At 53.3% G+C, this 24,683-nt stretch carries 28 protein-coding genes; 10 read left to right on the top strand and 18 right to left on the bottom strand.

From position 1 onward, the window contains the following. Nucleotides 1-30: 30 nt before the first annotated feature. Together xseA and xseB are read left to right on the top strand one after the other, a co-directional pair. Nucleotides 31-1,407 (top strand): exodeoxyribonuclease VII large subunit, encoded by a 1,377-nt coding sequence (xseA, locus tag EYA77_RS06660; RefSeq protein WP_167816278.1) that lies wholly within the window; start codon nt 31-33, stop codon nt 1,405-1,407. Further along, a complete protein-coding gene (gene xseB / locus EYA77_RS06655; RefSeq protein WP_042698274.1) occupies nt 1,404-1,613 on the top strand; it encodes an exodeoxyribonuclease VII small subunit in 210 nt (69 codons plus the stop codon). Before xseA ends, xseB begins: the two co-directional genes overlap by 4 nt. On the opposite strand, the gene EYA77_RS06650 is transcribed toward xseB, so the two are convergent. Further along, the gene (locus EYA77_RS06650; RefSeq protein ID WP_167816372.1) at nt 1,579-2,007 is read right to left on the bottom strand and encodes a DUF371 domain-containing protein; all 429 of its coding nucleotides are present in this window, start codon (nt 2,005-2,007) and stop codon (nt 1,579-1,581) included. The genes xseB and EYA77_RS06650 overlap by 35 nt on opposite strands. Before the next feature lie 118 nt (nt 2,008-2,125). Here EYA77_RS06650 and EYA77_RS06645 point away from each other — a divergent pair, with 118 nt between their 5' ends. Beyond that, nucleotides 2,126-2,707 (top strand): HVO_0476 family zinc finger protein, encoded by a 582-nt coding sequence (locus tag EYA77_RS06645; protein WP_052319952.1) that lies wholly within the window; start codon nt 2,126-2,128, stop codon nt 2,705-2,707. A 54-nt stretch (nt 2,708-2,761) separates the two neighbouring features. On the opposite strand, the gene EYA77_RS06640 is transcribed toward EYA77_RS06645, so the two are convergent. From EYA77_RS06640 to EYA77_RS06630, 3 genes are read right to left on the bottom strand one after another with little or no spacing between them, the layout of a single operon-like run. Beyond that, a complete protein-coding gene (locus EYA77_RS06640; protein ID WP_167816277.1) occupies nt 2,762-3,508 on the bottom strand; it encodes an MIP/aquaporin family protein in 747 nt (248 codons plus the stop codon). Then, the gene (locus EYA77_RS06635) at nt 3,508-3,720 is read right to left on the bottom strand and encodes a DUF2180 family protein (RefSeq protein WP_095641812.1); all 213 of its coding nucleotides are present in this window, start codon (nt 3,718-3,720) and stop codon (nt 3,508-3,510) included. Before EYA77_RS06635 ends, EYA77_RS06640 begins: the two co-directional genes overlap by 1 nt. Continuing rightward, nucleotides 3,721-5,220, bottom strand: a complete 1,500-nt coding sequence (locus EYA77_RS06630; RefSeq protein ID WP_167816276.1) for a DUF2193 domain-containing protein — start codon at nt 5,218-5,220, stop codon at nt 3,721-3,723. Nucleotides 5,221-5,632: 412 nt separating this feature from the next. Between EYA77_RS06630 and EYA77_RS06620 the strand changes: the two genes are divergently transcribed. Together EYA77_RS06620 and aglJ are read left to right on the top strand one after the other, a co-directional pair. Beyond that, nucleotides 5,633-6,841 carry an argininosuccinate synthase gene (locus EYA77_RS06620; protein WP_167816274.1) on the top strand — a complete coding sequence of 403 codons (1,209 nt, stop codon included), beginning with the start codon at nt 5,633-5,635 and terminating at the stop codon, nt 6,839-6,841. A 3-nt stretch (nt 6,842-6,844) separates the two neighbouring features. Then, entirely contained in the window at nt 6,845-7,774 is a 930-nt protein-coding gene (gene aglJ / locus EYA77_RS06615) for an S-layer glycoprotein N-glycosyltransferase AglJ (protein WP_306463693.1), read from the top strand. Nucleotides 7,775-7,780: 6 nt separating this feature from the next. On the opposite strand, the gene EYA77_RS06610 is transcribed toward aglJ, so the two are convergent. Then, nucleotides 7,781-8,431, bottom strand: coding sequence for a hypothetical protein (locus EYA77_RS06610; RefSeq protein WP_042698294.1), 651 nt, complete (start codon nt 8,429-8,431; stop codon nt 7,781-7,783). Nucleotides 8,432-8,566: 135 nt separating this feature from the next. Between EYA77_RS06610 and EYA77_RS06605 the strand changes: the two genes are divergently transcribed. Together EYA77_RS06605 and EYA77_RS09955 are read left to right on the top strand one after the other, a co-directional pair. Beyond that, nucleotides 8,567-9,046: an Hsp20/alpha crystallin family protein gene (locus EYA77_RS06605; RefSeq protein WP_095641808.1), complete on the top strand. Its 480-nt coding sequence runs from the start codon at nt 8,567-8,569 to the stop codon at nt 9,044-9,046. A gap of 91 nt (nt 9,047-9,137) precedes the next feature. After that, nucleotides 9,138-10,676 (top strand): CBS domain-containing protein, encoded by a 1,539-nt coding sequence (locus tag EYA77_RS09955; RefSeq protein ID WP_306463692.1) that lies wholly within the window; start codon nt 9,138-9,140, stop codon nt 10,674-10,676. Between the two features lie 20 nt (nt 10,677-10,696). On the opposite strand, the gene EYA77_RS06595 is transcribed toward EYA77_RS09955, so the two are convergent. Genes EYA77_RS06595 through EYA77_RS06550 form a run of 10 tightly spaced genes read right to left on the bottom strand, consistent with a single transcriptional unit; the run spans nt 10,697 to nt 17,714 of the window. Beyond that, complete coding sequence (locus tag EYA77_RS06595) at nt 10,697-11,812, bottom strand: endonuclease Q family protein (RefSeq protein ID WP_167816273.1); 1,116 nt, start codon at nt 11,810-11,812, stop codon at nt 10,697-10,699. Between the two features lie 5 nt (nt 11,813-11,817). Next, nucleotides 11,818-12,576, bottom strand: coding sequence for a proteasome assembly chaperone family protein (locus EYA77_RS06590; protein ID WP_167816272.1), 759 nt, complete (start codon nt 12,574-12,576; stop codon nt 11,818-11,820). Continuing rightward, nucleotides 12,564-12,725, bottom strand: coding sequence for an RNA-protein complex protein Nop10 (locus tag EYA77_RS06585; RefSeq protein WP_081406651.1), 162 nt, complete (start codon nt 12,723-12,725; stop codon nt 12,564-12,566). Before EYA77_RS06585 ends, EYA77_RS06590 begins: the two co-directional genes overlap by 13 nt. A gap of 14 nt (nt 12,726-12,739) precedes the next feature. Beyond that, the gene (locus EYA77_RS06580) at nt 12,740-13,513 is read right to left on the bottom strand and encodes a translation initiation factor IF-2 subunit alpha (protein ID WP_042698303.1); all 774 of its coding nucleotides are present in this window, start codon (nt 13,511-13,513) and stop codon (nt 12,740-12,742) included. A 17-nt stretch (nt 13,514-13,530) separates the two neighbouring features. Then, nucleotides 13,531-13,719 (bottom strand): 30S ribosomal protein S27e, encoded by a 189-nt coding sequence (locus EYA77_RS06575; protein ID WP_042698306.1) that lies wholly within the window; start codon nt 13,717-13,719, stop codon nt 13,531-13,533. Nucleotides 13,720-13,724: 5 nt separating this feature from the next. Beyond that, entirely contained in the window at nt 13,725-14,003 is a 279-nt protein-coding gene (locus EYA77_RS06570) for a 50S ribosomal protein L44e (RefSeq protein WP_042698309.1), read from the bottom strand. A gap of 41 nt (nt 14,004-14,044) precedes the next feature. Then, nucleotides 14,045-14,737 (bottom strand): hypothetical protein, encoded by a 693-nt coding sequence (locus EYA77_RS06565; protein WP_042698312.1) that lies wholly within the window; start codon nt 14,735-14,737, stop codon nt 14,045-14,047. Beyond that, nucleotides 14,738-15,880, bottom strand: a complete 1,143-nt coding sequence (locus EYA77_RS06560; protein WP_167816271.1) for a DNA primase small subunit domain-containing protein — start codon at nt 15,878-15,880, stop codon at nt 14,738-14,740. It lies immediately after the preceding gene. Continuing rightward, entirely contained in the window at nt 15,877-17,439 is a 1,563-nt protein-coding gene (locus tag EYA77_RS06555; RefSeq protein WP_167816270.1) for a tRNA uridine(34) 5-carboxymethylaminomethyl modification radical SAM/GNAT enzyme Elp3, read from the bottom strand. Before EYA77_RS06555 ends, EYA77_RS06560 begins: the two co-directional genes overlap by 4 nt. 11 nt (nt 17,440-17,450) lie before the next feature. Beyond that, on the bottom strand, nt 17,451-17,714 hold the full coding sequence (locus tag EYA77_RS06550; protein WP_081406652.1) for a UPF0058 family protein: 264 nt from the start codon (nt 17,712-17,714) through the stop codon (nt 17,451-17,453). 230 nt (nt 17,715-17,944) lie between these two features. On the opposite strand from EYA77_RS06550, the gene EYA77_RS06545 reads away from it, so the two are divergent. After that, nucleotides 17,945-18,811 (top strand): ADP-ribosylglycohydrolase family protein, encoded by an 867-nt coding sequence (locus EYA77_RS06545; RefSeq protein WP_209315030.1) that lies wholly within the window; start codon nt 17,945-17,947, stop codon nt 18,809-18,811. A 13-nt stretch (nt 18,812-18,824) separates the two neighbouring features. Here the strand turns inward: EYA77_RS06545 and EYA77_RS06540 are convergent, their stop codons facing one another. Both EYA77_RS06540 and EYA77_RS06535 read right to left on the bottom strand, forming a co-directional pair. After that, on the bottom strand, nt 18,825-19,283 hold the full coding sequence (locus tag EYA77_RS06540; protein ID WP_042698326.1) for a UPF0179 family protein: 459 nt from the start codon (nt 19,281-19,283) through the stop codon (nt 18,825-18,827). A gap of 3 nt (nt 19,284-19,286) precedes the next feature. Continuing rightward, nucleotides 19,287-20,369, bottom strand: coding sequence for an NAD(P)-dependent glycerol-1-phosphate dehydrogenase (locus EYA77_RS06535; RefSeq protein WP_167816269.1), 1,083 nt, complete (start codon nt 20,367-20,369; stop codon nt 19,287-19,289). A 14-nt stretch (nt 20,370-20,383) separates the two neighbouring features. On the opposite strand from EYA77_RS06535, the gene EYA77_RS06530 reads away from it, so the two are divergent. Beyond that, nucleotides 20,384-21,220, top strand: coding sequence for a DUF63 family protein (locus EYA77_RS06530; protein WP_042698332.1), 837 nt, complete (start codon nt 20,384-20,386; stop codon nt 21,218-21,220). Between the two features lie 116 nt (nt 21,221-21,336). Beyond that, entirely contained in the window at nt 21,337-22,515 is a 1,179-nt protein-coding gene (locus EYA77_RS06525; protein WP_042698335.1) for an NDP-sugar synthase, read from the top strand. A 9-nt stretch (nt 22,516-22,524) separates the two neighbouring features. Here the strand turns inward: EYA77_RS06525 and EYA77_RS06520 are convergent, their stop codons facing one another. After that, nucleotides 22,525-23,649, bottom strand: a complete 1,125-nt coding sequence (locus EYA77_RS06520; protein WP_209315029.1) for a tetratricopeptide repeat protein — start codon at nt 23,647-23,649, stop codon at nt 22,525-22,527. Nucleotides 23,650-24,683: the final 1,034 nt, after the last annotated feature.

Raw genomic sequence — 24,683 nt, 5'->3', positions numbered from 1 at the left:
TTCTCATGTCAGCAACTAAATGTATGCTATATGGCAGGAAAGAAGCGGACCGCTCAGCAAAAGACCCTTACATTTGACAGTGAAGAGTCAGAGCCCGCGTTTCTTACTCCGGTTACGGAAAACTCAACGCTTGGAACTTCAGACACCACGCTCAGCGTATCTGAACTGGCAAAGCGGATACGCGAAGTTGTTGACTGTCCGCTCTTAACCGATATCGTCGTCAGAGGGGAGATCACCGGCTATCGGCCCAACGCGTCCGGACATCTCTACTTCTCTTTGACAGAGCAGGGGGACGATCCGGCATCCATTTCCTGCGTGATGTGGAAGTATGCGGTGAAAAACCTCCCGTTCTCCGTAAAAGACGGACTGCTCGTTCAGGCAACAGGTCTTGTTGATTTTTATCCGGCAGGAGGCCGCCTGCAGTTCATCGTCAAAAAGATGGGGCCTGCGCTTTTTGGAAGGGCGGGTCTGTATCTTTTGAAGGAACAGTGGCGAAAAGAGCTGGAGGCAAAAGGCATCATCCCAAGACCGCAGTCAGAGATCCGCGACCCGCCGCTTTTTCCGCGAAACATCGGGGTCGTCACCTCAAAAACAGGATCGGTCCTGCAGGATATCAAAAATGTGATCAGCCGGCGGTATCCTCTCCCGATCCTGCTTGCAGGCACTTCCGTTCAGGGTGACGGAGCGGAAAAAGGCATCGTCTCGGCGATTTTGTCCCTGCAGGACAAAGCGGATGTTATTATTATTGCAAGAGGAGGGGGAAGTTTTGAGGATCTGTTCATCTTCAACCACCCGGACGTGGTGACCGCGATCCGGAACTCGGCCGTCCCTATCATCAGCGCGATCGGCCATGAAACCGACACGACTCTTTCGGATTTTGCTGCTGACCGGCGTGTCCCGACCCCTTCGGCGGCGGCCGAGACCGTCGTTCCGGACCGTTCCGTTCTGCTCGAAAAACTTGAAAAGGATCGAAGATCCATCCATGACAGAATGGTCAGGCTTCTTTCGGATGAGAAGAACCGGGTCGCCGAGATGAAGATCAGAGTGGATCCGAGCCGTCTGACCCGGAAACTGGATCAGATGCATCTGCAGACGGCCGAACTGGAAGAGCGGATCAGGCGGGCCGCAGTTCGCCGGGTGGCGGTTGAACACGAGGCATGCCGTTCATGGGAGGCTATGATCCAAAAGGGTGTGAAAAACCGGATCACGACGGCCCGCCTCGCGTTTCTCGCGCAAAAAGAGATCATTCTCAGCCGCGATCCGTACAAACCGCTTGAACGCGGCTACGCTCTTGTCTGGAAAGACGGGGCCGTTGTCCGCTCCGTGAAAAAGATCGCCAAAGATGACCGGCTCAACCTGAAACTTGCCGACGGGGAGATTACCTCGATCGTGGAGAGTATCAAATGACCACAAAAGAACCCGAACCAACCTACGAAGAGATGATCGCCGAACTGCGTGAAATCGCAAAACAGCTGGACGATCCGAACACGCCGATCGAAGATGCGGTAAAACTTCATCAGCGAGGCATGCTGCTCATTCAAAAATGTGAGACATTTTTACAGAAAGCGGAACTGACGATCACTGAGGTCCCTCAACCTCCAGAATTACCGTAAGGTCTGCCCCGCGCTGCAAGGCAGCCACCAGTTCCCGCGGGAGAAGAGACGCAGTGTGATCACTGTACACCGCAATCGTCCTGGGACAGACAAAACTGCTTCTCCTCCATACGAGATCCGCAGGATGCGTCAGCGTTATGCCTGACGCGCCCTGAGACAGGATCGTAACGGAAATTTCCCCGCATGTAAGGGTTGTGTGAAGAACCGCCGAGTCATCCGCAATTGCCTGACGGAATGCGGGAGACAGATCGGCAGCTCCTTTGTCAGCTCCAACAGCGATGATACAGTCGCCTTTTGGCGAGAGTTCGGTCTCTTTGGTGATCTCAAACGTGGTTTTGTGCAGGCCGCGTATATTTGTATGCCCGTGACAATGGATGATTTCGGTTACTGACATGCGCTTGAGGTACGTGTTGTATGTCATATCAGATATAACGTGTGCAGGAGAGGATCCAAAGCCAGGACCACATGTCCGGAGGGTGTGCTTATCTCCTTGAAAATGCAATATATGATGTATGGATAATGATATGATACTACTCGACTGTCCTGTCTGCGGCGAGGAGACAGACTTTGAGATTCTTAAAGATCCACCCGAAGCAGTGGTGAAATGTACTGTCTGCGGACATGTTATGCGGGTCACGTTGAAAGAGCCGCGGGTCCTGACCGTAAAGGCCGTCGTCAGTTACGGAAATGATTCACACACCGGCTCGATCGATCTGGTCGAAGGAGACATGATCACGGTCGGCGATTATCTGGTTGCCGAGGTCGGTGAGGATTCGTTCAGCGTCGAGGTCACCTCTATAGAAGAGAACAATGCACGCAGACAAAAACTGCCTGCGGAAAAAATCGATGTACTTTGGACCAGGCTCGTTGACCAGGTCATCATTCGTGCATCGCTGAATAAAGGCGCCGTGACGATCCCCCTGTATGAAAATGTCGACGGAAACAAAGTCTATACCATCGACCACATAACATCGGTCGCCGGAAGACAGTTCCGCATAACAAGGATCAAACTCCGGAAAGGAAACGTTATCACCAGAAAAGACAAAACCGCCGAGGCCCACGAGATCAAACGGATCTACGGGGAACGGTCATAACTTTTTTTTATCAGAATACTTTGCGGGTGAATGGAAAAAAGAGGTGATCAGTGATCACTCGGGTCTTCCCGCCACAAAGATGTAGAAAAACGCAGCCAGCACGGCGCCGATGACCGGGCCTGCGATATAGATCGGGAACGTGGTCCAGAGCGCGTCTGAGCCCGAAACGATCAGTCCCATTAAGTCAGGACCAAAGGTACGTGCAGGATTGATCGAGCCGCCGGAGATGTTTCCGGTTGCAACGATGACCGCGGTCACGGCCGCACCGATCGCAAGACCGGCGAATCCCGCGGGCGCTTTTTTATCAACAGCGACCCCCATGATCACGAGCATCAGGACAAACGTCCCGACGATTTCTGCCAGGAGAGCCTGCCAGAGAGAGATCCCGGGAAACGGAGCAGTTGCGCCAAGTCCGCCGACGCTGAGTGATTCCGGACCAATGATCAGAAACAGCAGAGCTGCGCCGAAAAATGCGCCGATACACTGAGCGATGACATACACGACCGTATCTTTCACCGGGAACTTCCGGATCGCGCAGAGAGCTATGCTCACTGCCGGATTTATGTGAGCTCCGGACACGGTTCCCAGGGCATAAATTACGACGGTAACGGCCAGACCGAAGGCTGCACTGATGCCAAACCAGTCTCCCATCCCGCCAAGCGCTCCGATACCGATGTTAAATGAGCTTGAAGGGGTGGTGCCTGCCGCAAGCATCAGCATCATCACAACCGAGCCGCAGCCGATGAACACAAGGATCATCGTGCCGATGAGTTCTGCAAGCGAGCGTTTAAAGAGATCCATTACTTGTCACCCTTAAATGCCTGGCTGCACTCGGGGCAGAGGATCCGGGGGATCGGATGCTTCAGTTTCTTTGAGGGGAAGGGATACCCCCCTTCCCATATCTCAACATCGGAACGAACCATATGCTCCGTGCAGAGACCCATCCCGCACACGATACAGACACCGGTCGCTTCCCGGTCAATCCCCAGCTGTTCACACACGTAACATTTCATTTACACAGCCTCACGGTACTGGCAGTACTGGTGCCGGGACCCGATCAGGCATGCGGTCGCGCAGCTCTTGCACGAACGAACCGGCGCTGCCGCCGTCTTTTTGTCAAGTGCAATGATGTTCGTCATCATCGTGGCCGTGATCGGTTCGCTTGTCAGAAGACACGGATAGTCGGCAAGGCGCATAAGAGCCGAAGCGCGAACCGTGATAGCGCATGCCGGATATGCATAGCGCTGAGGGTTCATCAGAACCTCATTCTCATGGATCGGGGAGAGATCGATCGGGATGCCGTCGACTTTTGGAACGAGCGGTTTGCCCGATCCGTTCTTGATCCTCTCGGCTTTGTCAAGGATCTTCCAGCCGCGGTAGATCATATCCATGAAATCGCAGTTATGCAGTTCGGCGGCTGCCCCTCTTGTCGGATTGATCATCACAAGGTTGTGATACCTCTTCGTCAGAAGATCCACAATCATCGGAGCATTGAATGCATCAAGCTCCAGAAGATACTCAGTTGCCGCGGCAGAAGCGCCGGTTGCAACATTCAGCAGCTGATAGGGTGTTTTGAAACTCGGAATCGCGGCAAGAAGCGTCTTTTCGATCACATTCGTTACTGCCTCGATCGTTGCCATCACCACATCATCCTTACACATGTTGTAGGTGGACTGGGAGATGTGGTGGGAGACATCACCAACACAGTAGGCAGGGATCGTAGCGATGTTTCCGTAATGAACACCGTCATCAATCGCCGCTTTTACGGTTTTTTCCATGCCTTTGCGGTAGTTCTCCATATATCTCCTTGCGGAGAAGGACTTCATGCCGGCTCTCTGCATGAGCTTGGACTGGGCATCCACCGGGTTCCGGTAAAGATCCTGAAGCTGACGGACCTCCTTTCTGGATGCTTCGGCAAGAGTGTCGCCGGCTTCGATGCGTTTTGCAAAGAGATCGCCAATACCGTATGAGGTGTTCATACCCCAGGATTTTGCGGCAAGGATCGCCTGCTTGTGGGCAACAGGGATCTCGGTTTTTGTCAGGACCTGGTTGACGACATTGCTCGTTGAACCCGGCATAAGAGCAAAGTCAACGACACAGGTCGGCCCATAGAAACCGGCATAACAGCGTGCTGCCTCTCTGCCGATGATCGCCTCATGGGTTTTGATCGAGTCGGCAAAGGTCTCCAGACTCTTTGCAAACTTCGCATCCTGATCACGGAGGATCTCTAAAATAACAGGGGTCTGATAATGTTCGACAAAGGGATCGTCTTCAGGCTTTACATGTCTGGTCAGACCCGAGAGAACATTGAAGTGGGTCTTTACCGAATCTTTGTGCAGATTGATGACCGAGGCGCTCTGTTTTGGACCCACGGTCATCTTTTCCACCGCTTCAACGTACGGGCGGGCATCCTTGAGAGTGAAATGCTTTCCACGTCTCGCTTTGAGGACTTCGACATCAGCATGCTGTGCAGCCATTGCCTCATCGATCATTTTTTTGTAGAGTTCGGACATTTTTTTTCTCCAAAAGGTTTAATTTATTGATTTATCCCTGAGGCAATAAAGGTATGCATAAAGGATATTTATTGCGAAAAAAGCGGAATGCCGCAGGTATTTTCAGAAAAAAAGGAGGGAGAATCGGCTTTGTCACGTGTATAAACCGTGGCAGGGCATCTCCTCGACATCCTCATCAGGTCAGCCCGAAACATTATCCGCACCCTGATCTCAGGGTATTTTCACCTCCCGTCAGCAGAAAAGATCCCGATCCAGAAAACCGCCGATTCGGCACACCGACCCGGTATCATCCGCGCCCTGAAGTATCCCCCGCTGCACGCTTCAGTTTTGATTGGGCCGCATATCTTTTGGAATCAGCAGTATTGAATATCTCCGGCACACAAATACTATTCAGTATTTATCGGAGATCCGCATGACAGATACAACTGAGAAAACAGGGAAAGGCACTGTTGTCCTCGCCTTTTCCGGAGGTCTTGACACCTCGATTTGTGTTCCGATTTTAAAGAACATGTACGGATACGACCGTGTGATCACGGTCGCGGCAGATGTCGGCCAGCCCGAAAGCGAAGTAAAAATGGCGACCGACAAAGGAAACCTCATCGCAGACAAACATTTCACCCTTGACCTGAAGGACGCATTTGTCAAAAACCATGTGTTCCCGGCAATCAAGGCGAACGCACTCTACGAAGGCTATCCGATGGGCACGTCCCTCGCCCGCCCGATCATCGCAGAAGAGATCGTAAAGATCGCAAAACAGGAAAATGCAGCCGCGATCGGTCACGGATGCACGGGAAAAGGAAATGACCAACTTCGGTTCGACTACATCTTCCGCATGCACGGATTTGACATCGTCGCTCCGATGCGTGAACACAACATGACCCGTGAATGGGAGATCGATTATGCCGAGCAGCACAACATCCCCATCCCGGTAAAAAAATCCACCCCGTGGAGTGTTGATGAAAACATCTGGTCCCGCAGCATCGAAGGCGGCCGCCTCGAAGAGCCCGACTACCACCCGCCCGAGGAGATCTACCACTGGACGAAAGCATTGAAGGATGCGCCAAACGAGCCGGAGATCGTCACCATCGGATTTGAAAACGGTGTGCCGGTATCCTTAAACGGCAAAAAAATGGCCGGCGTCGAACTGATCGTCGCGCTGAACAAACTTGCCGGAAATCACAGTGTCGGAAGAAACGACATGGTCGAGGACCGTGTTCTTGGCCTGAAAGCCAGAGAAAACTACGAACATCCGGCAGCCACCGTCCTTATCGCGGCCCACAAAGATCTCGAAAAACTGGTCCTGTCCAGAGCCGAACTGAAGTTCAAACACATCGTCGATGACCAGTGGGCGGAACTTGCCTACATGGGACTGATCCACGAACCCCTGTACCATGACCTGAATGCATTCATCGACGAAACGCAGAAACGCGTCACCGGAACAGTAGACATCCAGCTGTACAAAGGAGGAATGCACATTATGGGAAGATCATCGCCAAATGCCATCTACTCTATGGACATGGTATCCTTCGACTCGACGACCATCGACCAGCGTGACGCGATAGGCTACTCCAAATACTTCGGCATACAGGGAAGAATGCTCTGGCAGCTGAAAAATAAATAATCGATGATGAATAAAGACGATGTCTGCGTGTTGATCCCGACACTCAATGAGAAAACGACCATCGGACCGCTCATCCGTGAACTGCAGAGTCTCGGCTATACCAAAATCCTGGTGGTCGACGGACATTCCACGGACGGTACGCCGGTGATCGCCGCAGAACTTGGAGCGAAAGTCCTTACCCAGACCGGCAAAGGGAAAGGGGCTGCGATGATCGAAGCATTCAGGCAGATCACCGAACCCTACATTCTGATGATGGACGGGGACGGGACCAACCCCCCAGAATTCGCCGACTCGATGATCGAACCGCTCGTATCAGGGCGGGCAGACCATGTGATCGGCGACCGGCTGGGGAGCTTTGATCACGGAGCCCTCACCCGTTTGAACCGTCTGGGTAATATAATAATGAATAAATATTTCAAATGGGCGCACGGCGTCTATATGACAGACATCCTCTCAGGATACCGTGGGTTCACCAGAGATTCGATTCAAAAAATGAATCTCTCCCAGACCGGATTTGAGATCGAAACGGAGATCAGCTCCGCAGTCGTTCACCATAATCTCAGATTTGAAGTCGTCCCGACATATTACAAAAAACGCCCCGGATCCCCCACAAAACTCAATCCCTTTCGTGACGGATACAAGATCATCAGAGCGATCAACCGTTACGGAAAAATGAACAACCCCCTGTTCCATTTCAGTGTTCTTGGAGTTATTCTCGGTCTCGCCGGGTTTTTCACCGGCATCTATGTTCTTTTTGAGTGGTTCAAGGGGATCGAACATCTTCCGCTGACGATCCTGACGATGCTTCTGATCGTGACCGGCATTCTGACTTTTATGATCGGACTCATCAGCGATATGATCCTCGCTTACCACAGAGAGCAGATCCTTGAGCTGGAAAAGATCCGTGCCGAACTGGAAGATTTAAAAAAGTAAAAAATATTAGCTGGTTGTTAAATAACCAACCATTTTGATATCTATTGTGTCCGAGCCGTACTGCAGAGTCAGATTGTCCGCGGTTTTCTCGGTTACAACACATATGCGGTATGCTTTTGCGGCTTCCTCATTTTCATTGAGATAATCGACGGTAATGAATACCCTGTCATCAACGTTCGTATCAGCGAAAACCAGGCCGGCGGTCTCGGTTTCTTCCTTAGTCATCTGGTAAGCGAGATCAGAGCCGGAACCGGCAACGGTCCTGCTTTCTCCCGGCACAAGACCGATAACGCCGGATGAGATCTGGTTGAACTCTGTTGGATATACGACAAACGGATATTCATATCCGTCAACGGATACGTACAGAGACTGGTTGACCTCCGAACCGGCAAAGAATCCCATTGCGTTCTCGAAAACGGCAGATCCGCCGATGTTCATCGTGTAATTGACATATACGGGATTGCCGGACACTACTGCGCCGGTACCTGCTGCACCGTTCCCATTGATGAGATTGCCAATAGCGTTGGGCAACCCGCTGAATGATACGATGCACATAATCACTATCAGGACACAAAAGCCGATCACGCCTACCTGCGTCCAGTTTATATTCTTCTTCGGACCTTTCTCCTCAGATTTGGACTTCGTCTGTACTGCCATTTGTGAGTAATATGGGGATGTGATATCATAAACACCTTCTCTTCCGATGCGTATTCTGCTTACAGTCAACTATATATACAATCATGACTTACTTAATGTAAACATCATTCGATGATGCTGTAAAGGAGGTACAATATGCCAATCAGATTCTGCCCGTTCAGCTTTGGAACACTCGGTTCCGAACTCGACACGTTTTTTTCCGAAATGGAAGGACGTGCCGAAAATCTTGCATCGCGCTCCGAGAGCTTAAAGACCATCGCAAAAAATGCCGTACCGCGGATCACCGGCGACTTCCATGTGGATCTTTGCGAAACACCAGGCGAGATCATTATCACCTGTGATCTCCCGGGGATCGAAAAAGAGGACGTCTCGGTAAAACTTCTGAATGAATCCTCACTGCTGATCAAAACGAAGTATGACCGGGAAGTCTCGCAAACGGATGCTTCCGGCATCTATCATTTACGTGAGAGGAGAGCCGGCGCCGGCGAGAGGGTCATCCGTCTGCCCGCCGAGGTCAGTGCAGAAGGAGCAAAAGCCTCGTTCAAAAACGGCATCATGGAGATCACTCTCCAAAAAACTGCCCAGGACACCGGCGTCCCGATCGATATCGAGTGACCCGGCCTGGCGCCGGCCCGGGATCATCCCCCGCAAATCCTTATTTTTAACAAGATTGATGTTCTTGAATCGCAAATACTAGGTTTAAGCGATGGAGAAAAAACAGGTCCGCGACTACATGACGCATGATGTTGTAAGCATCGATGCATCCGGAACGGTAGGTGATGTGATCCGCCAGATCCACACAACAACGCATGACGGTTTTCCAGTCCTCAGACTTGGAAAAGTGGTCGGATACATCTCCGCACGGGACATCATCGGCGAACTCCCTTCAACAAAAGTCGAGCTGCGGATGACTCGCCACCCAATAACCGCACGGCCCGATGTGACGATAACCGAGGTTGCGCGGCGGATATTTCGGACCGGGATCCAGAAACTGCCCGTTGTCGGCCCCGAGAATGAGCTTCTGGGCATCATATCCAATATGGACGTGATCCGGTCCCAGATCGAACGGGTGACCCCCGAGAAGGTATTCAATTTTATGCGGGCGCTTCACTCATTATACGGAGTGGAGACCCACCTCAAACGCGAACCGGTCCGGGTCAAAGCTATTCAGCCGACACAGAGTTCGGTCCATCAGGATGAACTTGAAGGAAGGACCTATGAACTCCGGAAACATCTCGCCGAACCGGTGATCGTGGTGAAATCCGGAGCCAGGACCATCCTGGTGGACGGCCACCACCGGGCAGTTGCTGCAGAACGGCTCGGCATAACCGAACTGGATGCATATGTTGTCTATCTGGATGCCGATATTGAACTTGGCCTGGAAAAAACCGCACACTCCATGAAAATATTCCGGATCAGCGACATAAAAATCGATGATAATCCGGAAAGATCGGTAGTGCGCCCCACACACCCGAAACTTATCCCGACCGAGAAGAAGCTCGTAAAAGAGTACATGACGACCAATGTGATCAGTCTTGACGCCGGAAAGACCGTGAAGGATGTCATCGGACTTATCCGGACAACGACACACGACGGGTTTCCCGTCCTTTCCAATGGAAAAGTCGTTGGTCTGATCGCGGCAAGAGATATCATTGATGCAAAAGCGACCGACAGTATCGCACCCCTTATGCAGCCGGTGATCCTGAAGACCCACCCGGATGAAGGAATGACCGATGTCGCACGGAAAATGTTCAGATTCTGCGTCCAGAAACTTCCGGTGGTTGATCCGACAGGAAAGTTTGTCGGTATCATTACGAATGCAGATGTGATCCGATCCCAGATCGAACGGGTGACGCCCGAGAAAGTGTTCGATTACATGACCACGCTCAAGACCCTCTACGGACTGGACCCGCTGCTCTCACGCGGAATGGTGTCTGTTAAAAATCTGATCCCCACCCAGTCCAAAGTGTATATGGATGAACTGGACGGGAGAGCGTATGAGATCAAAAAAGGGCTTGCCGAGCCGCTTATCGTCGTGCACAGAGGAGACAAATACATCCTGATCGACGGACATCACCGGGCGGTCGCGGCAAACAGGATGCGTGTCCAGGAGCTGGAGGCCTATCTTATCGAGATCGACTCGAACACCGAACTCGGTATCGAAAAGACCTCGCGGAACATGCGTCTGTGGTCACTTGACGATGTCCAGATCATGGACGAGTCACGATGTGCGTTTCTCGCATAACCTGCCGGATGCATTTCCCGTCAGAGCGTGAACGAACCGTATTTTCCGCCGCCGCCCGGAATAAGGGTGAGGCGGCCTTCCCGCATCGAGATGACCGCACGGGCGGCCGGAGCTGAAACTTCCGCGAGCTCTGCATACGGTATTTCAAGGAGAATGCTGATCTCGTTATCGAACGCCTCGATGAACGCAGAATACAGTGCCCGCGCTTTTTTGGTGTTTGGCGAGGAGACTCCCAGTACGCGGGCGATGACCTCCCCAAGCGGGATCATCTTCAGATAAGGCGGACGATCCGTCGGCGGTATCGACGAAAGTTGTTCCGCACGTTCCTTCACGCCGAGTTTTATCCTGCCTTTGTCATGCGGACATTTCCAGTGAAAATGTTCCGCTTCGGCAAGGGAGAACTGGGAATAACACCGCGTGCAGGCCGTCCTGTTGTATTTTCCCTCCTCGGGGAAAAATCCGGCGTTCAGCACGATCGAACCTTTTTTCACCGCTTCAAGGATCCCCCGCACCGAAAGGGATGCCAGATCCATCCGAGTGAACTCGCGGCCGAGTTTCTCCGGCGCCGCACTGTGGGCATCCGAGTTCGATAAAAATGGAACGCCTGCAAACTCTTCGATGCCTGCACCGTAGGAAGAATCAGCTGAAAGTCCCAGCTCGCAGAACTCGATAGACTCTTCGCCGTAACAGTCGGAAGGCCGGTCAAAAGCGGCAAAGAGAGACGTCCACGGGGTGAACGCATGGGCCGGACCGATCAGTCCGCCAAGATCATGTACCTCGCGGGCGATCTCTTCTCCCGTCAGGTGAAGATGAGGGCGGCCTGCCGTCATCAGATGACCGCAGGCGGAGGCGAACCTCTGCTGAAGTTCGGCAAACTGATCGAACGTCTCCATCAGGATCAGGTGATGGACGCGGGAGGAGTCTTCAACTTCGGTCTGGGGAACGACCGTGATACCATGATCGTTCTCCAGAAAAGGCACCCACATCTCCCGCCAGACCGGGTGAAGAGCATCACCGGTCCCGACGACCCGGATGCCCTTTGTCCGGCAGCCGGCAAGGATCTTGTCCGGAAGCATCTCAGGCGAGGTCGCCATCGAAAAACAGGAGTGGAGGTGGAGATCCGCGTTGCACTGCATAGCGATTATCCAATATAACTCAGGTCGTCTGCATTGTTTCTCTGGATCGTGGAGGCAAGCGCCGAGACCTCGGTCATCATCTGGGATGCGAGCTCGGCAAGCTCGGTCCGGTCCGCCGTGATGCCGGTGAGTTTTTCCAGCACATCCAAAACGGCAGTCGAACTGACCGGATCCACCAGATACCCGGACGTCTCGCCGAGGAGAGCGACTCCCTCCATGCCGGCAAGACGGCCAAGCGTGATCAGAAGACCCGCGGCCCCGATGATCCCGCCGACCGGCTCTTCTTTATTCAAAACAGCTCCTGCTGAGAGGACCTCGTCCTTTAACGACGCAGAGGAAAGCGCCGCAAGAATCTGCGGGGTCTCCACCATTCTGCCGACCCCGTAGCCGCCGAGCGTGTATATCCGTTTGACGCCGAGCAGTTCGAAGACGCGTATATACGCATTTCCCAGAATGTAATGTCCCTCGGGCGTCGTGCTCTGACAGTCACCTGCCAGGAGAAGGATCCCAGGAGAACTCGCGGACCCCGGTGCAAAAAACACCTCGTTTCTCGGCATCCGAAGGACCGCGTCTTCCGAGAGATACATCTGCGGAGGAAAAAGGGTGGAGGTGATCTCGGCAACCTTCACCGCTGAAAGGACGTGAACAAGATGGTCGACAACAAGTTTGCCGACATGTCCGACACCGGGCAGCCCTGCGATCACTACCTGAGCGGAATGCGCTGCCACATCCTCAACATACCATCTGACGTTTACCTGTTCCATGCCTTAACCATCCTTCGATATTTACCATAGGGATCCTCTGGTGAATATCTTGCCGGATGGGCAGAAACCGTAGAAGATCCGCATTTTTGGCAGATCGTAAAAAGAGTGTAGGTGTTGCATTCAGGGCATCTACGAATATGACCCGTCATAAAAACACCAGATATTACTTCTGTTTCCGGATGAGTTTGCCGGAACCTTCAGCGCGTTCCATCACACCGATCGCTGCTTCGGATGCTTTGACCAGTGCTTTTTCTGCAGTTTTGTAGTCAGGAGCGACGACTTTTACCCGGTAGTGCGGGGCTCCGAGATAGAGAAGTTCGATCTCGGCGCCGTCCACTTTCGGTTCAGCGCTTCTGAGTGCACGGCGGATGATGTTGACACCGTCGGGTTTGGTGGAGGTAAGCTCAAGGATTGCACTCACGGTGACTTTTGGAACTTTCACATTTTCCGCGGCGACTTTTGCGAGAGCAAGGGCCCCCTCTGCGGGAAGGGAGAATTTAGCGAGAGTAGCGTCACCGTATAAAGCAATGGCCTCGAACGCCGCATAAAGCGAACCAAACTCAGCATACATCGCCTCTTCGAACGTCTTGATCTCGACGTTCGACTCGGTCGAAGCAAACTGGATCCACTTATGTGCCTTCTGCTCATTCTTCCAGTCCTGGATCTTTTCCCGGCGCTGGTGTTCGTTGACATCTTTCAGGGAAAGATCGATGTGGCCGCGGCGTTCATCCACGTGAAGAACTTTACAGACAACTTTCTGTCCTTCACGGATGTAATCCCGTATGTGTTTGATCCAGCCGCGGGCGATCTCTGCAATAGGGATCAGCCCCTGCCGTCCTTCATATTCATCCAGGTTTACAAATGCCGCAAAGTCCTTGACCTCTGTAACACTACAGACGACAAGTTCTCCATCTATTGGCCAATCTCTTTCACTCATCAGATAATTTTCCAGATTTATTCAAATGTTGCTACGACATCTGCTTTGATAACAGCCTTGCCGCCGGTCGGCTCTGCAAGGACGCGTCCGCAGACGGTACATTCAACAACGGAGGTTGCTTTCTCGAATACGAGCTGTTCGTTTTCACAGTCCGGACATTTTACCTTCAGGAACTTGCTCCGGGTTTCTCGGGATGCTTTTACCATATTACTTACTCCGTAAGTTCGAATTTACCTGCACGGTACCCTTCTCTTAAGTGGGCTTTACCGCAGATCTTGCACCGGTAGCGCATGTTGATCTTCTTGGTCGGTTTGTCTCCTCCCGGAACTTTACCGAATTTACCACGGTTGCCAACTTTGCTGCGGCGTGCTTTCTGACGGTCAATCCAGTGGAGACCGGTCGTCTTGCCTTTCTTTACCCTCTCAACCTCGTGCTCGGTGTGTTTCCGGCAGTATGGGCAGTAGGTGTTAAATTTTACTGGTTTCTTCATGAATATTTACCCCTTTGAAACGGGAATACCAAATACCATACTTATTTGCGAAGCCTGATACTTAAGGCTTTGTTGTCTTTACACAGAACATCTGCCATCTGGGGTGGCAGCGATACGACATCTCCTGGCGAAAGAGCGTAAATTCGTCCGCTATAATCCTGAAATTCTGGAAGATTTTCATATACCGCGATCACGCGGTATGACTCGGGAGCAGGGGCATCGGCGGACGTTACGTTCACTTCATCTGCGCACTGCTTATCCGGGCTCTCGTTCACAGGCGTCAGCGGGACCGGAGCTTGTTCGGCTGAAACCTCTGCGGGAACGAAATGGTATGCAGTGGTCTCTAATGTTGGTTTCCCATCTAAAAGAGTCTTTCTGCAGGAGGAGGCGGATTCATACACAACATCGAAAAGCATACGCTCGCCCGGGACCATCATCCGGATCTCTTCCCGGTTGATTTCTTCGCCGTTTGCACGAGCGAGGGCAAGAGCGAGGATTTTCCGGGTCCGGACCCCGTACAGATCGCGAATGTATTCGCGCAGACTTTCGCGCTCCTTCAAAACACTCTGCGCGCCTTCGCCGAACGGGTCGTCGTGCGAAGCGGCCTGTTTATACAGGGCAAGAATATCCGCATGGACCTCTTCATACAGGGTAGCCGGGATCTCGGCAAGAGAACCCAGATTTCGTTCATCGATCAGATACCCGTGCAGATCGGAGGTGGTGATCCTTCCCATCTACAGCCCCCCTGAATACTCGGCGATGCCCCGGCAGCAGAGGAATACTCCAAGTGCCTCGGGCACGGTGTTGCGGCCGGCGGTCAGCGCGTAGGTATTTCCAAGGATCGGCATGGACATATTGAACGCGCAGTCAACGGAGACGCTGCGCTCCCCAAAAACGACCGCGTCGATCAACGGATCGAACCCATCCAGCTGATCAGCCGGGATCGGGACCACGCGCATACCCGAGCCCCCGTGAAGAGAGCCAGGATGACGAATGAGGCGTTTGACGTCCGTCGTTACCGGTTCGTCTGCCTGCGCGGCCCTTGATAGGACCCCTGCCTGGAAGGGGGCGTTTTCTGCATTGGCGATTGCCCGCACCACCTTGTTTTCAAGAAGCTTTTTTGGATCGTTGTCGAGAAGCGTCTGGGCGGCCGCGATATTTTTCAAAAAACCCGCGGCAAACTTTTCCGTGATCCCGGAAAGTCCGGAAAGATATGCGAGTGCATCCTCCGGAGGCAGAACCGCGATCCGGGAAAGTTCATCTGCCAGCGCGTAGTGATACCGGACCGGCCAGCCGGACTTCTGTGATGAGGCCAGCATGCTGTCGAATGAAAGACCGGTTCCGGAGACGTAATTCACCAGTTCCCGGCGCTCCGCCGTGCTCCACCCGCGGACGCAAAGAAGCGGGAGATGGACATGATATCCGCGTCCTCCGGAAAAGTTGATGCGGAGATCCCGCTTTGCAAACCCGAGTTCGCCAGTCAGCATATCGATCAGTTTGAAAAGCTCCTCTTTTACCCGGGCAAGCATGACATCGTACGGCGCACGGACGATGTGATCTGCATCTAAATCGAAGATCACATCGGCCCCGAGCCACTCTTTGTCCGCCATCTGGGCGGCCCCCGGATGCGTATAATATGCGGTCGAGTAATACACATGGGCCGGAACCATGTTCTTCAGATACGCGTTCAGCTCCTCCTGAGACGTGAACGAGATGTGCCGCCGCATGCCTGACCGCGGATTTTCGGTGAAGAAAAGAAACCCCCACTCACGTTCGGTAAGGGACTCGGGAACATACCCTGCCCCCGCTCCCGGAATGGCCCCGTTGTAGTAGGCAGAAAAACGTTGCCTGAGAAATTCGAGCGTGGCAGGTTTCATAGATTCTTAATCATATATGGACCTGTACGCTGATATCCCTGTCTATGATAGTAAGGTCTGACCCCGACACCGCTCATTACGGCGACCTTCGAATACCCGGCTTCACGCGCGGTTTCTTCGGCACGCTTCAAAAGCTGCTGGCCATACGACCGGTGCTGGCGCTTGTCTCCCGAGCCTGATTCGCCAAGCGGGACGATTTCTCCATAGACGTGGAGTTCACGCACCAGAGCGGCTCCCTCGAGTTCCGGCCTGAACACCGTACCCGGAAACCGCAGACGGACAAATCCGATCAGCGACTCGCCGGCGACCGTCGACAGGAAATGCTCTGTCCCGCCGCAGCAGGAATAGACCTGGCTCTTCTCCTCCACGACCGCGCTGCTTGGCCGGCGGCCGATCTCGCGGCACCGGATACACCGGCAGCTCCCCCCCTGTTCTTTCAGTCTGGCCGCCGCCATCTGACGGATGTGTCCGTGGATCGATCCGGAGACGATGAGTTTTGCCGGGATATCCCGCTGGACACGCTGGAGCCTGACATACTCGGGCAGCCGGCTTTTTGCATAGGCGAGCAGATCGACAAGTTCATCCTCATCATACGTGACGTACTCGCCCCGCTTCCAGAGCTCTTCAAGCTCTGCGCCGGGTGTAACCAGCGTCGGATAGATCTTCAGGAAATCCGGGCAGAACCGCGGGTCGGTAAAAAGCGCATCGAACATCTCGCGGTCACGCGGAATTGTGCTTCCGTACAGATTCGGCATGACATGGAACCCCACTTTGATGCCGGCATCCCGGAGGAGGGTGTTTGCACGAACACTATCCCCGACCGTATGGCCGCGTTTGTTTTGCAGCAGAAGTTCATCCTCGGTGTGCTGGAACCCGAGCTCGACCTTGGTCACCCCGAGATCGAGCATCTTATTGATATGCTCCTTTCGACACCAGTCAGGCCGGGTCTCAAAAGTCGTCGCAATACAGCGGACATCGGCTTTTTCATTCTCGAGCATCAGCTCATCCACCGATCCGGCAGCGGACTTATTTCCGGAGAACTCGTTCATCGCCCGAAGGCACTCCGAAACGAACCATACCTGATACGCATCATCGCGGGCGGTCATCGTCCCGCCCATGACGATCAGCTCGGCTTTATCGACATGATGACCCAGACGTTTGAACTGACCCAGACGTGCGGTCACCTGCCGGTACGGATCATACTCGTTCTGGCGTGCACGCAGAGCCGCCGGCTCCTCTCCCGTATAACTCTGCGGAGACTGAAACACATGATCCGGACCGCCCGGGCACGGCAGACATTTCCCGTGCGGGCATGCACAGGGAGATGTCATAACCGCGACCGGAGCGACGCCGGAAAGGGTCCGGGTCGGTTTTACCATAAGAACCCGGCGGAGAGCCTCATACTCTTCAGGCTTGGCAGCTCCAAGGATCGCCGAGTTCTTCGGCATCACGTCAAGAGCATACCTGCGGCAGATCGAGAGTTTGATATGCTGGATATCCGGCTCCGGGTCGGAAAAAATGCGTGAGATGATCTCACGATAAACGGCGTGCTCGTCCATCTGTGATAAGATCAGTGTTCTGCTACGATACTCTGGCTTGGTTCCTGAGTAAAGGGAGTCTGGGCGGCCTGAGTTGCGTTCATATCTGAAACGATCTCATTTCCCAGAGTGAGAAGAGCGACGCGGTGCAGATTCTTATTTTTATGAATGTGAATCGGCGATATCTGCAGTGCGTCGTATTCAGCGGTCTGAACATTGTTTCCGGATACTGATTCATAATACTTCTTGACCTGGACCATCAGCATGTGCAAATGGAGTAACTCTTCTTTCTGCATTATTTTCTAACACCTCTTATAAAAAAATCTTCCTTAATCTTGTCTATCATATCGGCACATATAGGTTACTCGTCATATTTATATCAGAGTTCGTTTCACGACGGTTTTTTCGGGAGTTGCGGCGGAATAAAATCCCTCATTGAACGCAGATTTGAAAAATGCCCCGCAGATGTTCCCGGATTTTTTGCGCGAGAGTGTTTTGCAAAGAACATCATCAGACAGCCTTATATGTGAGAACAGTACAGCTGATCACAGGAATGAATGAGCTGAGGGCAAGGATCATCGGAGGACTGTTCGGCTGTGCGGCGGGCGATGCTCTTGGAGCGTCGTATGAAGGAACGTGCCGGGATGAGAACAGAGAGGTCTGCATGGCGGGCGGAGGGCAGTTCGGCCTGAAAAAAGGCGGGGTCACCGACGACACGCTGATGACGCTCGCTCTCGCGGAAACCTACTGCGAGACGGGGGCGTTCGACCGGTCGGTATTTCTGCGAAAACTCATCCTCACGCTCCGGGACGATGCGTCGACGTTCGGGCAGACGACCCGGACCCTGGCTTCGCTTCTGGAACAGGGATGTGATCCTGAAAAGGCTGTCTGCGCCGTCCACACGGCCCGCGGAAGCAGAACCAACGGCAGTGTTATGCGGACCATACCCGTCGGACTCGTTATGGAGGAAGATCCGGAGCAGACCGCCCGCATCGTTTCGGGCTTCACGCATTATGACAAAGACGCCGCTGACTGCTGTGCAGCATTGGCAAAAGCCGCGGCAGGACTGACAGCGGGAAAATCAAAAGCCGAGGTCCTGGCGGAGGTGCCGGCGGTCTACCTCACCGGTGAGCTGGTGCCTTCGCTTGACCCGGTCGAGACGACCAGATGCGCATTTATCTGTTTCAGGGACGGATCGGCGTATGCGGACGTGGTGTGCCGTGCATGCGTCCTCGGCGGAGACACGGACACGATCGCATGCATCGCCGGAGGACTGGCCGGCATTCTCTGGGGAGTGCCGCAGACCTGGATCGATTCGCTGCTGCCAAAGGACAGGATAGCACAGACCGCGGAAAACCTCTGCAGAAAAATCCGGGAACGTCAGAGAAGCTGACTCGTTTGAACCTTCAGGTCGGAACGGAACGCATCTCGACGAGTTTCAGATTCTTCACACCCTTCGGACACTCCGAGTAGGGACCCAGGACCTCAAGGACCACATATCTGCCCTTCTCCGTCAGCCCGTCCGGGTGACAGAACGCATACCCTTTACAGAATACATCATCACAGACCGGCGTATACGTGATCCGGGTCCTGCGGGTCGCCTGACTCGTCGGGATCACGGCAGTGATGATCGTCTCTTCAACTTCTACGGCCTTTGCTCCGCCTTCGTGAACGGCGCAGTCATGTTTGGTTTTTCGGACCGAAACGACACGGTACCGTTTTCCTTCCCTGAGTTTTGCGTTGTGACAGACCTTGACGATCTTGCATGATTCACACTCTGGCGCTTTTCCTGCATAGACGAACTCGGCCCCCTCCTGGGCATAGACCGAGCCGACGATGGTTATTATTGTTTCTTCCTTGTCCATAGCTTACTCCTCATATAACCGGGCAACCAGGGAGGCCGCCAGATCCCGGGTGATCTCCTCATCAAAGATGGTGTAGCGTTCCGGCCGGATCTCTTTTGCCCGAAGGATCGCTTCGATAACGATCTCGTCAGAGATATCCAGCTCTTTGGGCGTTACCGGAGCGCCGATCGTTTTGAGCGATCTTCTGATCTTCTGCCAGTCGCCTTTGTGCAGGATCATGCTGATGATCGTGCCTATCCCGCAGGCTTCCCCGTGAAGGGCTTTTCCCGGAGCGAGCCGTTCGAGCATGTGGGCAAACTTATGTTCGCCGCCCGATGCCGGCCGGGAACTTCCGGCAATACTCATGGCGACACCGGATGCAAACAGCGCCTTCATGACGATCCATGCGGCTTTTTCATCGAAGGCTTTCACGTTCTCTGCATTCTCCACCATCAGTTCGGCCGTGATCATCGAAAGCGTCATCGCATACTCGCTGACCTGCTCCCCGGTTTTTTCTTTCGAAAGATCCCAGTCGAGGACCGCGGTATAGTTGGCGACCATATCGGCATATCCGGCGGCCATCAGCCGGCGGGGAGCGGCCGCAAGAATGCCGGTATCGGCCACGATCGCGAGGGGAGGGTGAGCCGCCACGCTCACGCTTCCGTCCTCCGTCATGACAGAGGCACGGGACGAGGCGATACCGTCGTGAGAAGCGGCTGTCGGGACACTGATGAACTGGATGTCGAGATTGTAGGAGACGACCTTTGCCGTGTCGATGACCCGGCCGCCGCCTGCCGCGATGATCAGAACGATGCCGGCGGCCTGGGCCAGTTCCTCGATCCTCGCGATCTCCTCATAGGTGATCTCCCCGACAACGGCGGAGACGACCTGCCTGCCCTCCAGCAGACGCAGGATCGCCGAACCCGTCGTCTGCATGGTCGTTTTTCCTGAAAGAAGAAGAAGCGGACCGGTGATGCCGAGATCGGTGATCACGTTCGGGAGCTGGAGCAGAGCATCATGTCCGGCGATCACATCCCTGGGCATCTGGATCCATCGGGATTTGTCAAAGGTTTTATCCTTGAGTATCCTATTATTCTTAGTTTTCATGATCGTGGTCCCCTATGTTAAATGAATTATATAAATGGATAGTCGAACTGGAAGGCTCGACATATACGGTCTTCCAGACGATATTGTATGCTCTATTAGTGCTCTTAGGACTGTATATACTTTACCGCTGTCTGAAAAAGGCCGATATTCCTATCGACACCCCGCTCATCCTTACCGGTCTTTCCTACATAATCCTGGGCGGTCTGCTTCGTGTCGTCGAGGATACGGGCATGGTTCCCGGCCCCTGGTGGATCCTTTTCGTAACTCCCCAGGTGTATATTCTGACGCTGATCTTTGCCATTGTAATGCTGGTTATCTCGTATCAGCTGCAGAAGAACAAGATCGTCGTCTCCTACACGACGCCGTTTATGCTCGGCGGCGTGATCTCATCGCTGATCACTGCCGGATTTTTGATCTGGTTCGGTTTTGCACGGGCGGCCGAGGTGGATATCCTTGCCGGACTCTGGGTCTTTTTGATCGCGGCGGCGGCGTCAATAGCTCTCTGGGCAGTTCTCCGGTACCTGTTCCGCTTTGAATATATCAACGAACCGCTCTACCTGGTTTTGATCGCCGGCCATATGCTGGACGCTTCGGCGACGAGTTATGCTCTGGAATTCAAGGGATACATCGAGCAGCATGTTCTGGGAAGCACGCTGATCGAGCTTACGGGAACGCCGTACGTGATGTTCGCTCTCAAGATCGTTGTACTGATCCCTGCCATATGGGTGCTGGAAAAATTCCGGAAAGAGGAGGGGATGGAGAGCATCTGGCATCTGGTGCTTTTGGCAATGATCGTTGTGGGTCTTGCCCCGGGTCTTCGGGACGTGCTGCGGATGGTCCTTGGGATCTAGGATCCCGGCATATAGTCTTCTCACTTTTTTTCTGCATATTTCCTGATCTCGGATCCGTTTTTCCGGATCGCCTCACCCCACAATACTCATAACTCCCTAAAGCAAATATAGACAGAATGAAAGCATGCATTATGTGCGGCGGAGAGGGCACCCGTCTTCGTCCGTTAACATTTGAGCGTCCAAAACCCTGCATCCCGATAGCCAACAAACCCTCTATCGTGCATTTGGTAACGCATCTTGCCAACCTCGGGTTTACTGACATCGTTTTGACCATAGGGTATATGGGCGACGACATCCAGAAAGCGCTCGGCGACGGGTCGCTCTACGGGGCAAATATCACCTATGTTCCCGAAGAGATCAAACTCGGGACCGCCGGCAGTGTGAAAAACGCCCAGAAGTATCTGGAAGACGCCCCGTTCCTTGTGGTCGGCGGCGACCATATGACCGATCTCAACCTTCTGGAGTTCTACCGGGACCATATGAATTCTCCGGCGATCACCTCGATAGGTCTGATCAGTATCGAGGATCCCCGCGAGTTCGGTATCGCCGAGATCGATGCATCCCTTCGGATCCGGCGGTTCAGGGAAAAACCGGCGCCGGGAGAGATCTTCTCGAACCTTGCGAGCACCGGCATCTATGTCTGCGACCCGGAGATCTTCGGGTTCATTCCGGAAAACACCAAGTTCGACTTCGCCAAAGATCTCTTCCCGCTGCTTATGGAGAAGGGGTATCAGCTCAACGGCTGGCTTGCCCGCGGGAACTGGACGGATGTCGGCAACCCGGCGATGCTGCGTGCCGCCGAGAAGTGGATCCTGCAGGAAAAGACCGTGACGAGCGTGTCGGGAACACTGAATATCAAAGATGCCCACATCACCGGACCCGTTACCTTCGGCGACGGGATCACGCTTGGGGCCGGTTCGCGGATCGTCGGCCCGGTTCTTGTCGGAAACGGGGTGATGATCGGGGATAATGTTATCGTCGGCCCGTACACAAGCATCGGAGACAACTGTGTGATCAAGACCAATGCGAAGATATTTTCCTCGTCGATCTATAACGGCGTGGTGGTGGGGTCCGGGACCACGATCTCGGGAAGCATCGTGGATGTCGGGACAAATATCGGGGATGAATGTTCCGTGGAGCACAATACCGTGATCGGGGCGCGTTCGATCCTGCAAAATGACGTGACCATCCATTCAGGCACCCGTCTGTGGCCGGAAGTGATCGTGAAGGAGGGGTCGGTCGTGAAGATCCATCTGCTGAACCCGAAGTTCGATTCACGCTTTGAAGGTTCGTAAAAGAGTTTTTTATGCTGACCGGGCGGCCTGTTCCTTGGCCTCCCGGCATTTTTTGATAAGTTCGCGGTCGTTTGCGTCGGCAAAGGAGAGAGCTTTGTCTAAAGACTCGGCGGCGTCCGCATATTTTCCAAGAAGCAGCTGCTCGTATCCTTTGTTGTACCAGGCGTCCGGGTTGTTCGGCTGGGCGATGAGGACCCGCCGGAAACAGTCGTATGCCTCGTCATGTTTTCCAAGGATGCTGAGCGCCATGCCTTTGTTGTTCATGGCTCCGGTCATGGACCGTTCATATTTCAATGCTTTGTCATAGTAGAAGACGGCTTCTTCATATTTATTGAGGGAGGAGAGGGCGTTTCCGCAGTTGAAGTAGCTTACCGCATGGCCCGGGGCGATGGTGAAGGCGGCTTTGTAGCAGGAGACGGCGTCTTCCATTTTGCCGCAGTCGTACAGCATGGTGGCGCGGTTGAACCAGTGTTCGGGACCCCGCGGTTCGAGGTCGCAGACGCGTGCCATGATCTCTTCGGCTTCCCGGTATTTTTTTGCCTGGGAAAGCATGCGTGCATGACTGGTGAGGAAGACGACGTCATCGGGTGAGAGGGAGAGGGCTTTTTTGAAGCATTCGTCCGCTTCGGCATATCGGCCAAAGGAGGCGAGGGCGTCTCCTTTGTTGTGATAGTAGACGGCCGAGCCGGGACGGAGTTCGATCGCCCGGTCGTAGCAGGAGATGGAGGCCTTTTCTTCGTTTACGAGAGCGAGGATGCGGCCTTTTTCATGCCAGGCGAGAGGGTTTTCCTTATCGCAGGCGATCGCTTTGTCAAGGCAGTGAAGAGCGTCGGTGAAGCGTTTGAGCCGGATGTATGATTGGGCCTGGGCAAGCCACATTGCGGAGTCGGCTTTTTTTAACGGAGCGCCGCCCTGTTTTCTGAATGTGTCGAACAATCCCATGGAGTAATAAACCAGTTTGCGTTGAAAGATGATGAACGATTCGGAAAATGATGGAGAGGAGGGGGAATTGCCAACTGTGAATGGCAGGATGGAGATGTCGATTCCGTTCTTTTTCAGCGAAGATCCAAAGGTGAAGGTGATAGGGATCCGGAGGGGGAAATGAAGGGGGTGGCTCAGCGGAGCAAATCTCATTTTTTTGCATCGTAAAACCCCCTCCTCACTCAGTGACCACATCGTTTTCGCTAAAATCGGGGGCATTATCGCATCGCAAATCAGAGATTTGCTTGGCTGAGGTCGTCGACTTGTTCACAAACCTTTGGTTTGTTCTCCGACTCGGGCTTACAGCCCTCGCTTGTTCACAAACATTCGGTTTGTTCTCCGCTTCGGGTCTTCGACCCTCGCTTGTTCGTCAACCCGCCACCGCGCGGTCAGGGGTATATATATTCTAAGATCGAATTTAGTTAGTGAGGACAGGAGTACTGCCTAAGATGACTCTCCTGCCCGAATTGTCTAGCAGATTGAGGTGAAATTTTCTTCGCGGTGCAGGTAAAAAACCGTTTTCTCTGGTTTTAGCTTGCCGCCCTCCCCTTCCCTAAGTTTGGGGGGGGAAGGGGGAATCTTTTTTTATGGGCATGTCCTTTGATTTCGTGTATTGTGAGATGAGCTGCCTGAATTCTCACGTGGTCACGTTCGATCACTGGAATATCTGGGTTGGGATGGAGTTGGCTGGGTGCGGATGTATGAGATAGCCCGAAGCGGAGAGCAAATCTCTGATTTGCGGTTCGCGGTTGGTTTTTCTCATGCATCCACACCTAACAAACTCCATCCCGAATTGGATCGGCTGTTCCGATATCGTTTTTGAGACTCCTTTCCCGTGATCAATTTTCGATCATTTTTCGCAAATCAAAGATTTGGTCGTAAGTTCTCACTTCGTTCGAACTTGCTCAGCTGAGGGACCTAAAGGTCCCCGCTTCCACTCGCAAATAGGTGTTTCGATTCCAAAATCACCTTCCGCCGATCAATTTTGACCATTTTTTAATGATGATTTTTCGTGGGTAAAAATCAAAATCGGCAGGATTCGGCGTATTTTCTCCTTTATGCAGTCATAGTATATAAATCAATAGGGAGGCGCCTGGAAAAAACGATACCCCCGGAATAACTACCTACCTAGTGCGTTACTAATTTATATAGTAGTAATTTTCATTTTGGTTTTTTTCTTTCCTTTT

This window comes from Methanocorpusculum sp. GPch4 (genome assembly GCF_012062385.1).
In the GTDB taxonomy this organism is placed as follows: Archaea; Halobacteriota; Methanomicrobia; order Methanomicrobiales; family Methanocorpusculaceae; genus Methanocorpusculum; species Methanocorpusculum parvum.
This window is presented reverse-complemented; position numbering and strand designations above follow the sequence as displayed.

Excerpts from the sequence above, each read along its gene's own strand:
- xseA (WP_167816278.1), top strand. The coding sequence starts at position 31 with ATGGCAGGAAAGAAGCGGACCGCTCAGCAAAAGACCCTTACATTTGAC.
- xseB (WP_042698274.1), top strand. The coding sequence starts at position 1,404 with ATGACCACAAAAGAACCCGAACCAACCTACGAAGAGATGATCGCCGAA.
- EYA77_RS06650 (WP_167816372.1), bottom strand. The coding sequence starts at position 2,007 with ATGTCAGTAACCGAAATCATCCATTGTCACGGGCATACAAATATACGC.
- EYA77_RS06645 (WP_052319952.1), top strand. The coding sequence starts at position 2,126 with ATGGATAATGATATGATACTACTCGACTGTCCTGTCTGCGGCGAGGAG.
- EYA77_RS06640 (WP_167816277.1), bottom strand. The coding sequence starts at position 3,508 with ATGGATCTCTTTAAACGCTCGCTTGCAGAACTCATCGGCACGATGATC.
- EYA77_RS06635 (WP_095641812.1), bottom strand. The coding sequence starts at position 3,720 with ATGAAATGTTACGTGTGTGAACAGCTGGGGATTGACCGGGAAGCGACC.
- EYA77_RS06630 (WP_167816276.1), bottom strand. The coding sequence starts at position 5,220 with ATGTCCGAACTCTACAAAAAAATGATCGATGAGGCAATGGCTGCACAG.
- EYA77_RS06620 (WP_167816274.1), top strand. The coding sequence starts at position 5,633 with ATGACAGATACAACTGAGAAAACAGGGAAAGGCACTGTTGTCCTCGCC.
- aglJ (WP_306463693.1), top strand. The coding sequence starts at position 6,845 with ATGATGAATAAAGACGATGTCTGCGTGTTGATCCCGACACTCAATGAG.
- EYA77_RS06610 (WP_042698294.1), bottom strand. The coding sequence starts at position 8,431 with ATGGCAGTACAGACGAAGTCCAAATCTGAGGAGAAAGGTCCGAAGAAG.
- EYA77_RS06605 (WP_095641808.1), top strand. The coding sequence starts at position 8,567 with ATGCCAATCAGATTCTGCCCGTTCAGCTTTGGAACACTCGGTTCCGAA.
- EYA77_RS09955 (WP_306463692.1), top strand. The coding sequence starts at position 9,138 with ATGGAGAAAAAACAGGTCCGCGACTACATGACGCATGATGTTGTAAGC.
- EYA77_RS06595 (WP_167816273.1), bottom strand. The coding sequence starts at position 11,812 with ATGCAGTGCAACGCGGATCTCCACCTCCACTCCTGTTTTTCGATGGCG.
- EYA77_RS06590 (WP_167816272.1), bottom strand. The coding sequence starts at position 12,576 with ATGGAACAGGTAAACGTCAGATGGTATGTTGAGGATGTGGCAGCGCAT.
- EYA77_RS06585 (WP_081406651.1), bottom strand. The coding sequence starts at position 12,725 with ATGACGGGTCATATTCGTAGATGCCCTGAATGCAACACCTACACTCTT.
- EYA77_RS06580 (WP_042698303.1), bottom strand. The coding sequence starts at position 13,513 with ATGAGTGAAAGAGATTGGCCAATAGATGGAGAACTTGTCGTCTGTAGT.
- EYA77_RS06575 (WP_042698306.1), bottom strand. The coding sequence starts at position 13,719 with ATGGTAAAAGCATCCCGAGAAACCCGGAGCAAGTTCCTGAAGGTAAAA.
- EYA77_RS06570 (WP_042698309.1), bottom strand. The coding sequence starts at position 14,003 with ATGAAGAAACCAGTAAAATTTAACACCTACTGCCCATACTGCCGGAAA.
- EYA77_RS06565 (WP_042698312.1), bottom strand. The coding sequence starts at position 14,737 with ATGGGAAGGATCACCACCTCCGATCTGCACGGGTATCTGATCGATGAA.
- EYA77_RS06560 (WP_167816271.1), bottom strand. The coding sequence starts at position 15,880 with ATGAAACCTGCCACGCTCGAATTTCTCAGGCAACGTTTTTCTGCCTAC.
- EYA77_RS06555 (WP_167816270.1), bottom strand. The coding sequence starts at position 17,439 with ATGGACGAGCACGCCGTTTATCGTGAGATCATCTCACGCATTTTTTCC.
- EYA77_RS06550 (WP_081406652.1), bottom strand. The coding sequence starts at position 17,714 with ATGCAGAAAGAAGAGTTACTCCATTTGCACATGCTGATGGTCCAGGTC.
- EYA77_RS06540 (WP_042698326.1), bottom strand. The coding sequence starts at position 19,283 with ATGGACAAGGAAGAAACAATAATAACCATCGTCGGCTCGGTCTATGCC.
- EYA77_RS06535 (WP_167816269.1), bottom strand. The coding sequence starts at position 20,369 with ATGAAAACTAAGAATAATAGGATACTCAAGGATAAAACCTTTGACAAA.
- EYA77_RS06530 (WP_042698332.1), top strand. The coding sequence starts at position 20,384 with ATGTTAAATGAATTATATAAATGGATAGTCGAACTGGAAGGCTCGACA.
- EYA77_RS06525 (WP_042698335.1), top strand. The coding sequence starts at position 21,337 with ATGAAAGCATGCATTATGTGCGGCGGAGAGGGCACCCGTCTTCGTCCG.
- EYA77_RS06520 (WP_209315029.1), bottom strand. The coding sequence starts at position 23,649 with ATGAGATTTGCTCCGCTGAGCCACCCCCTTCATTTCCCCCTCCGGATC.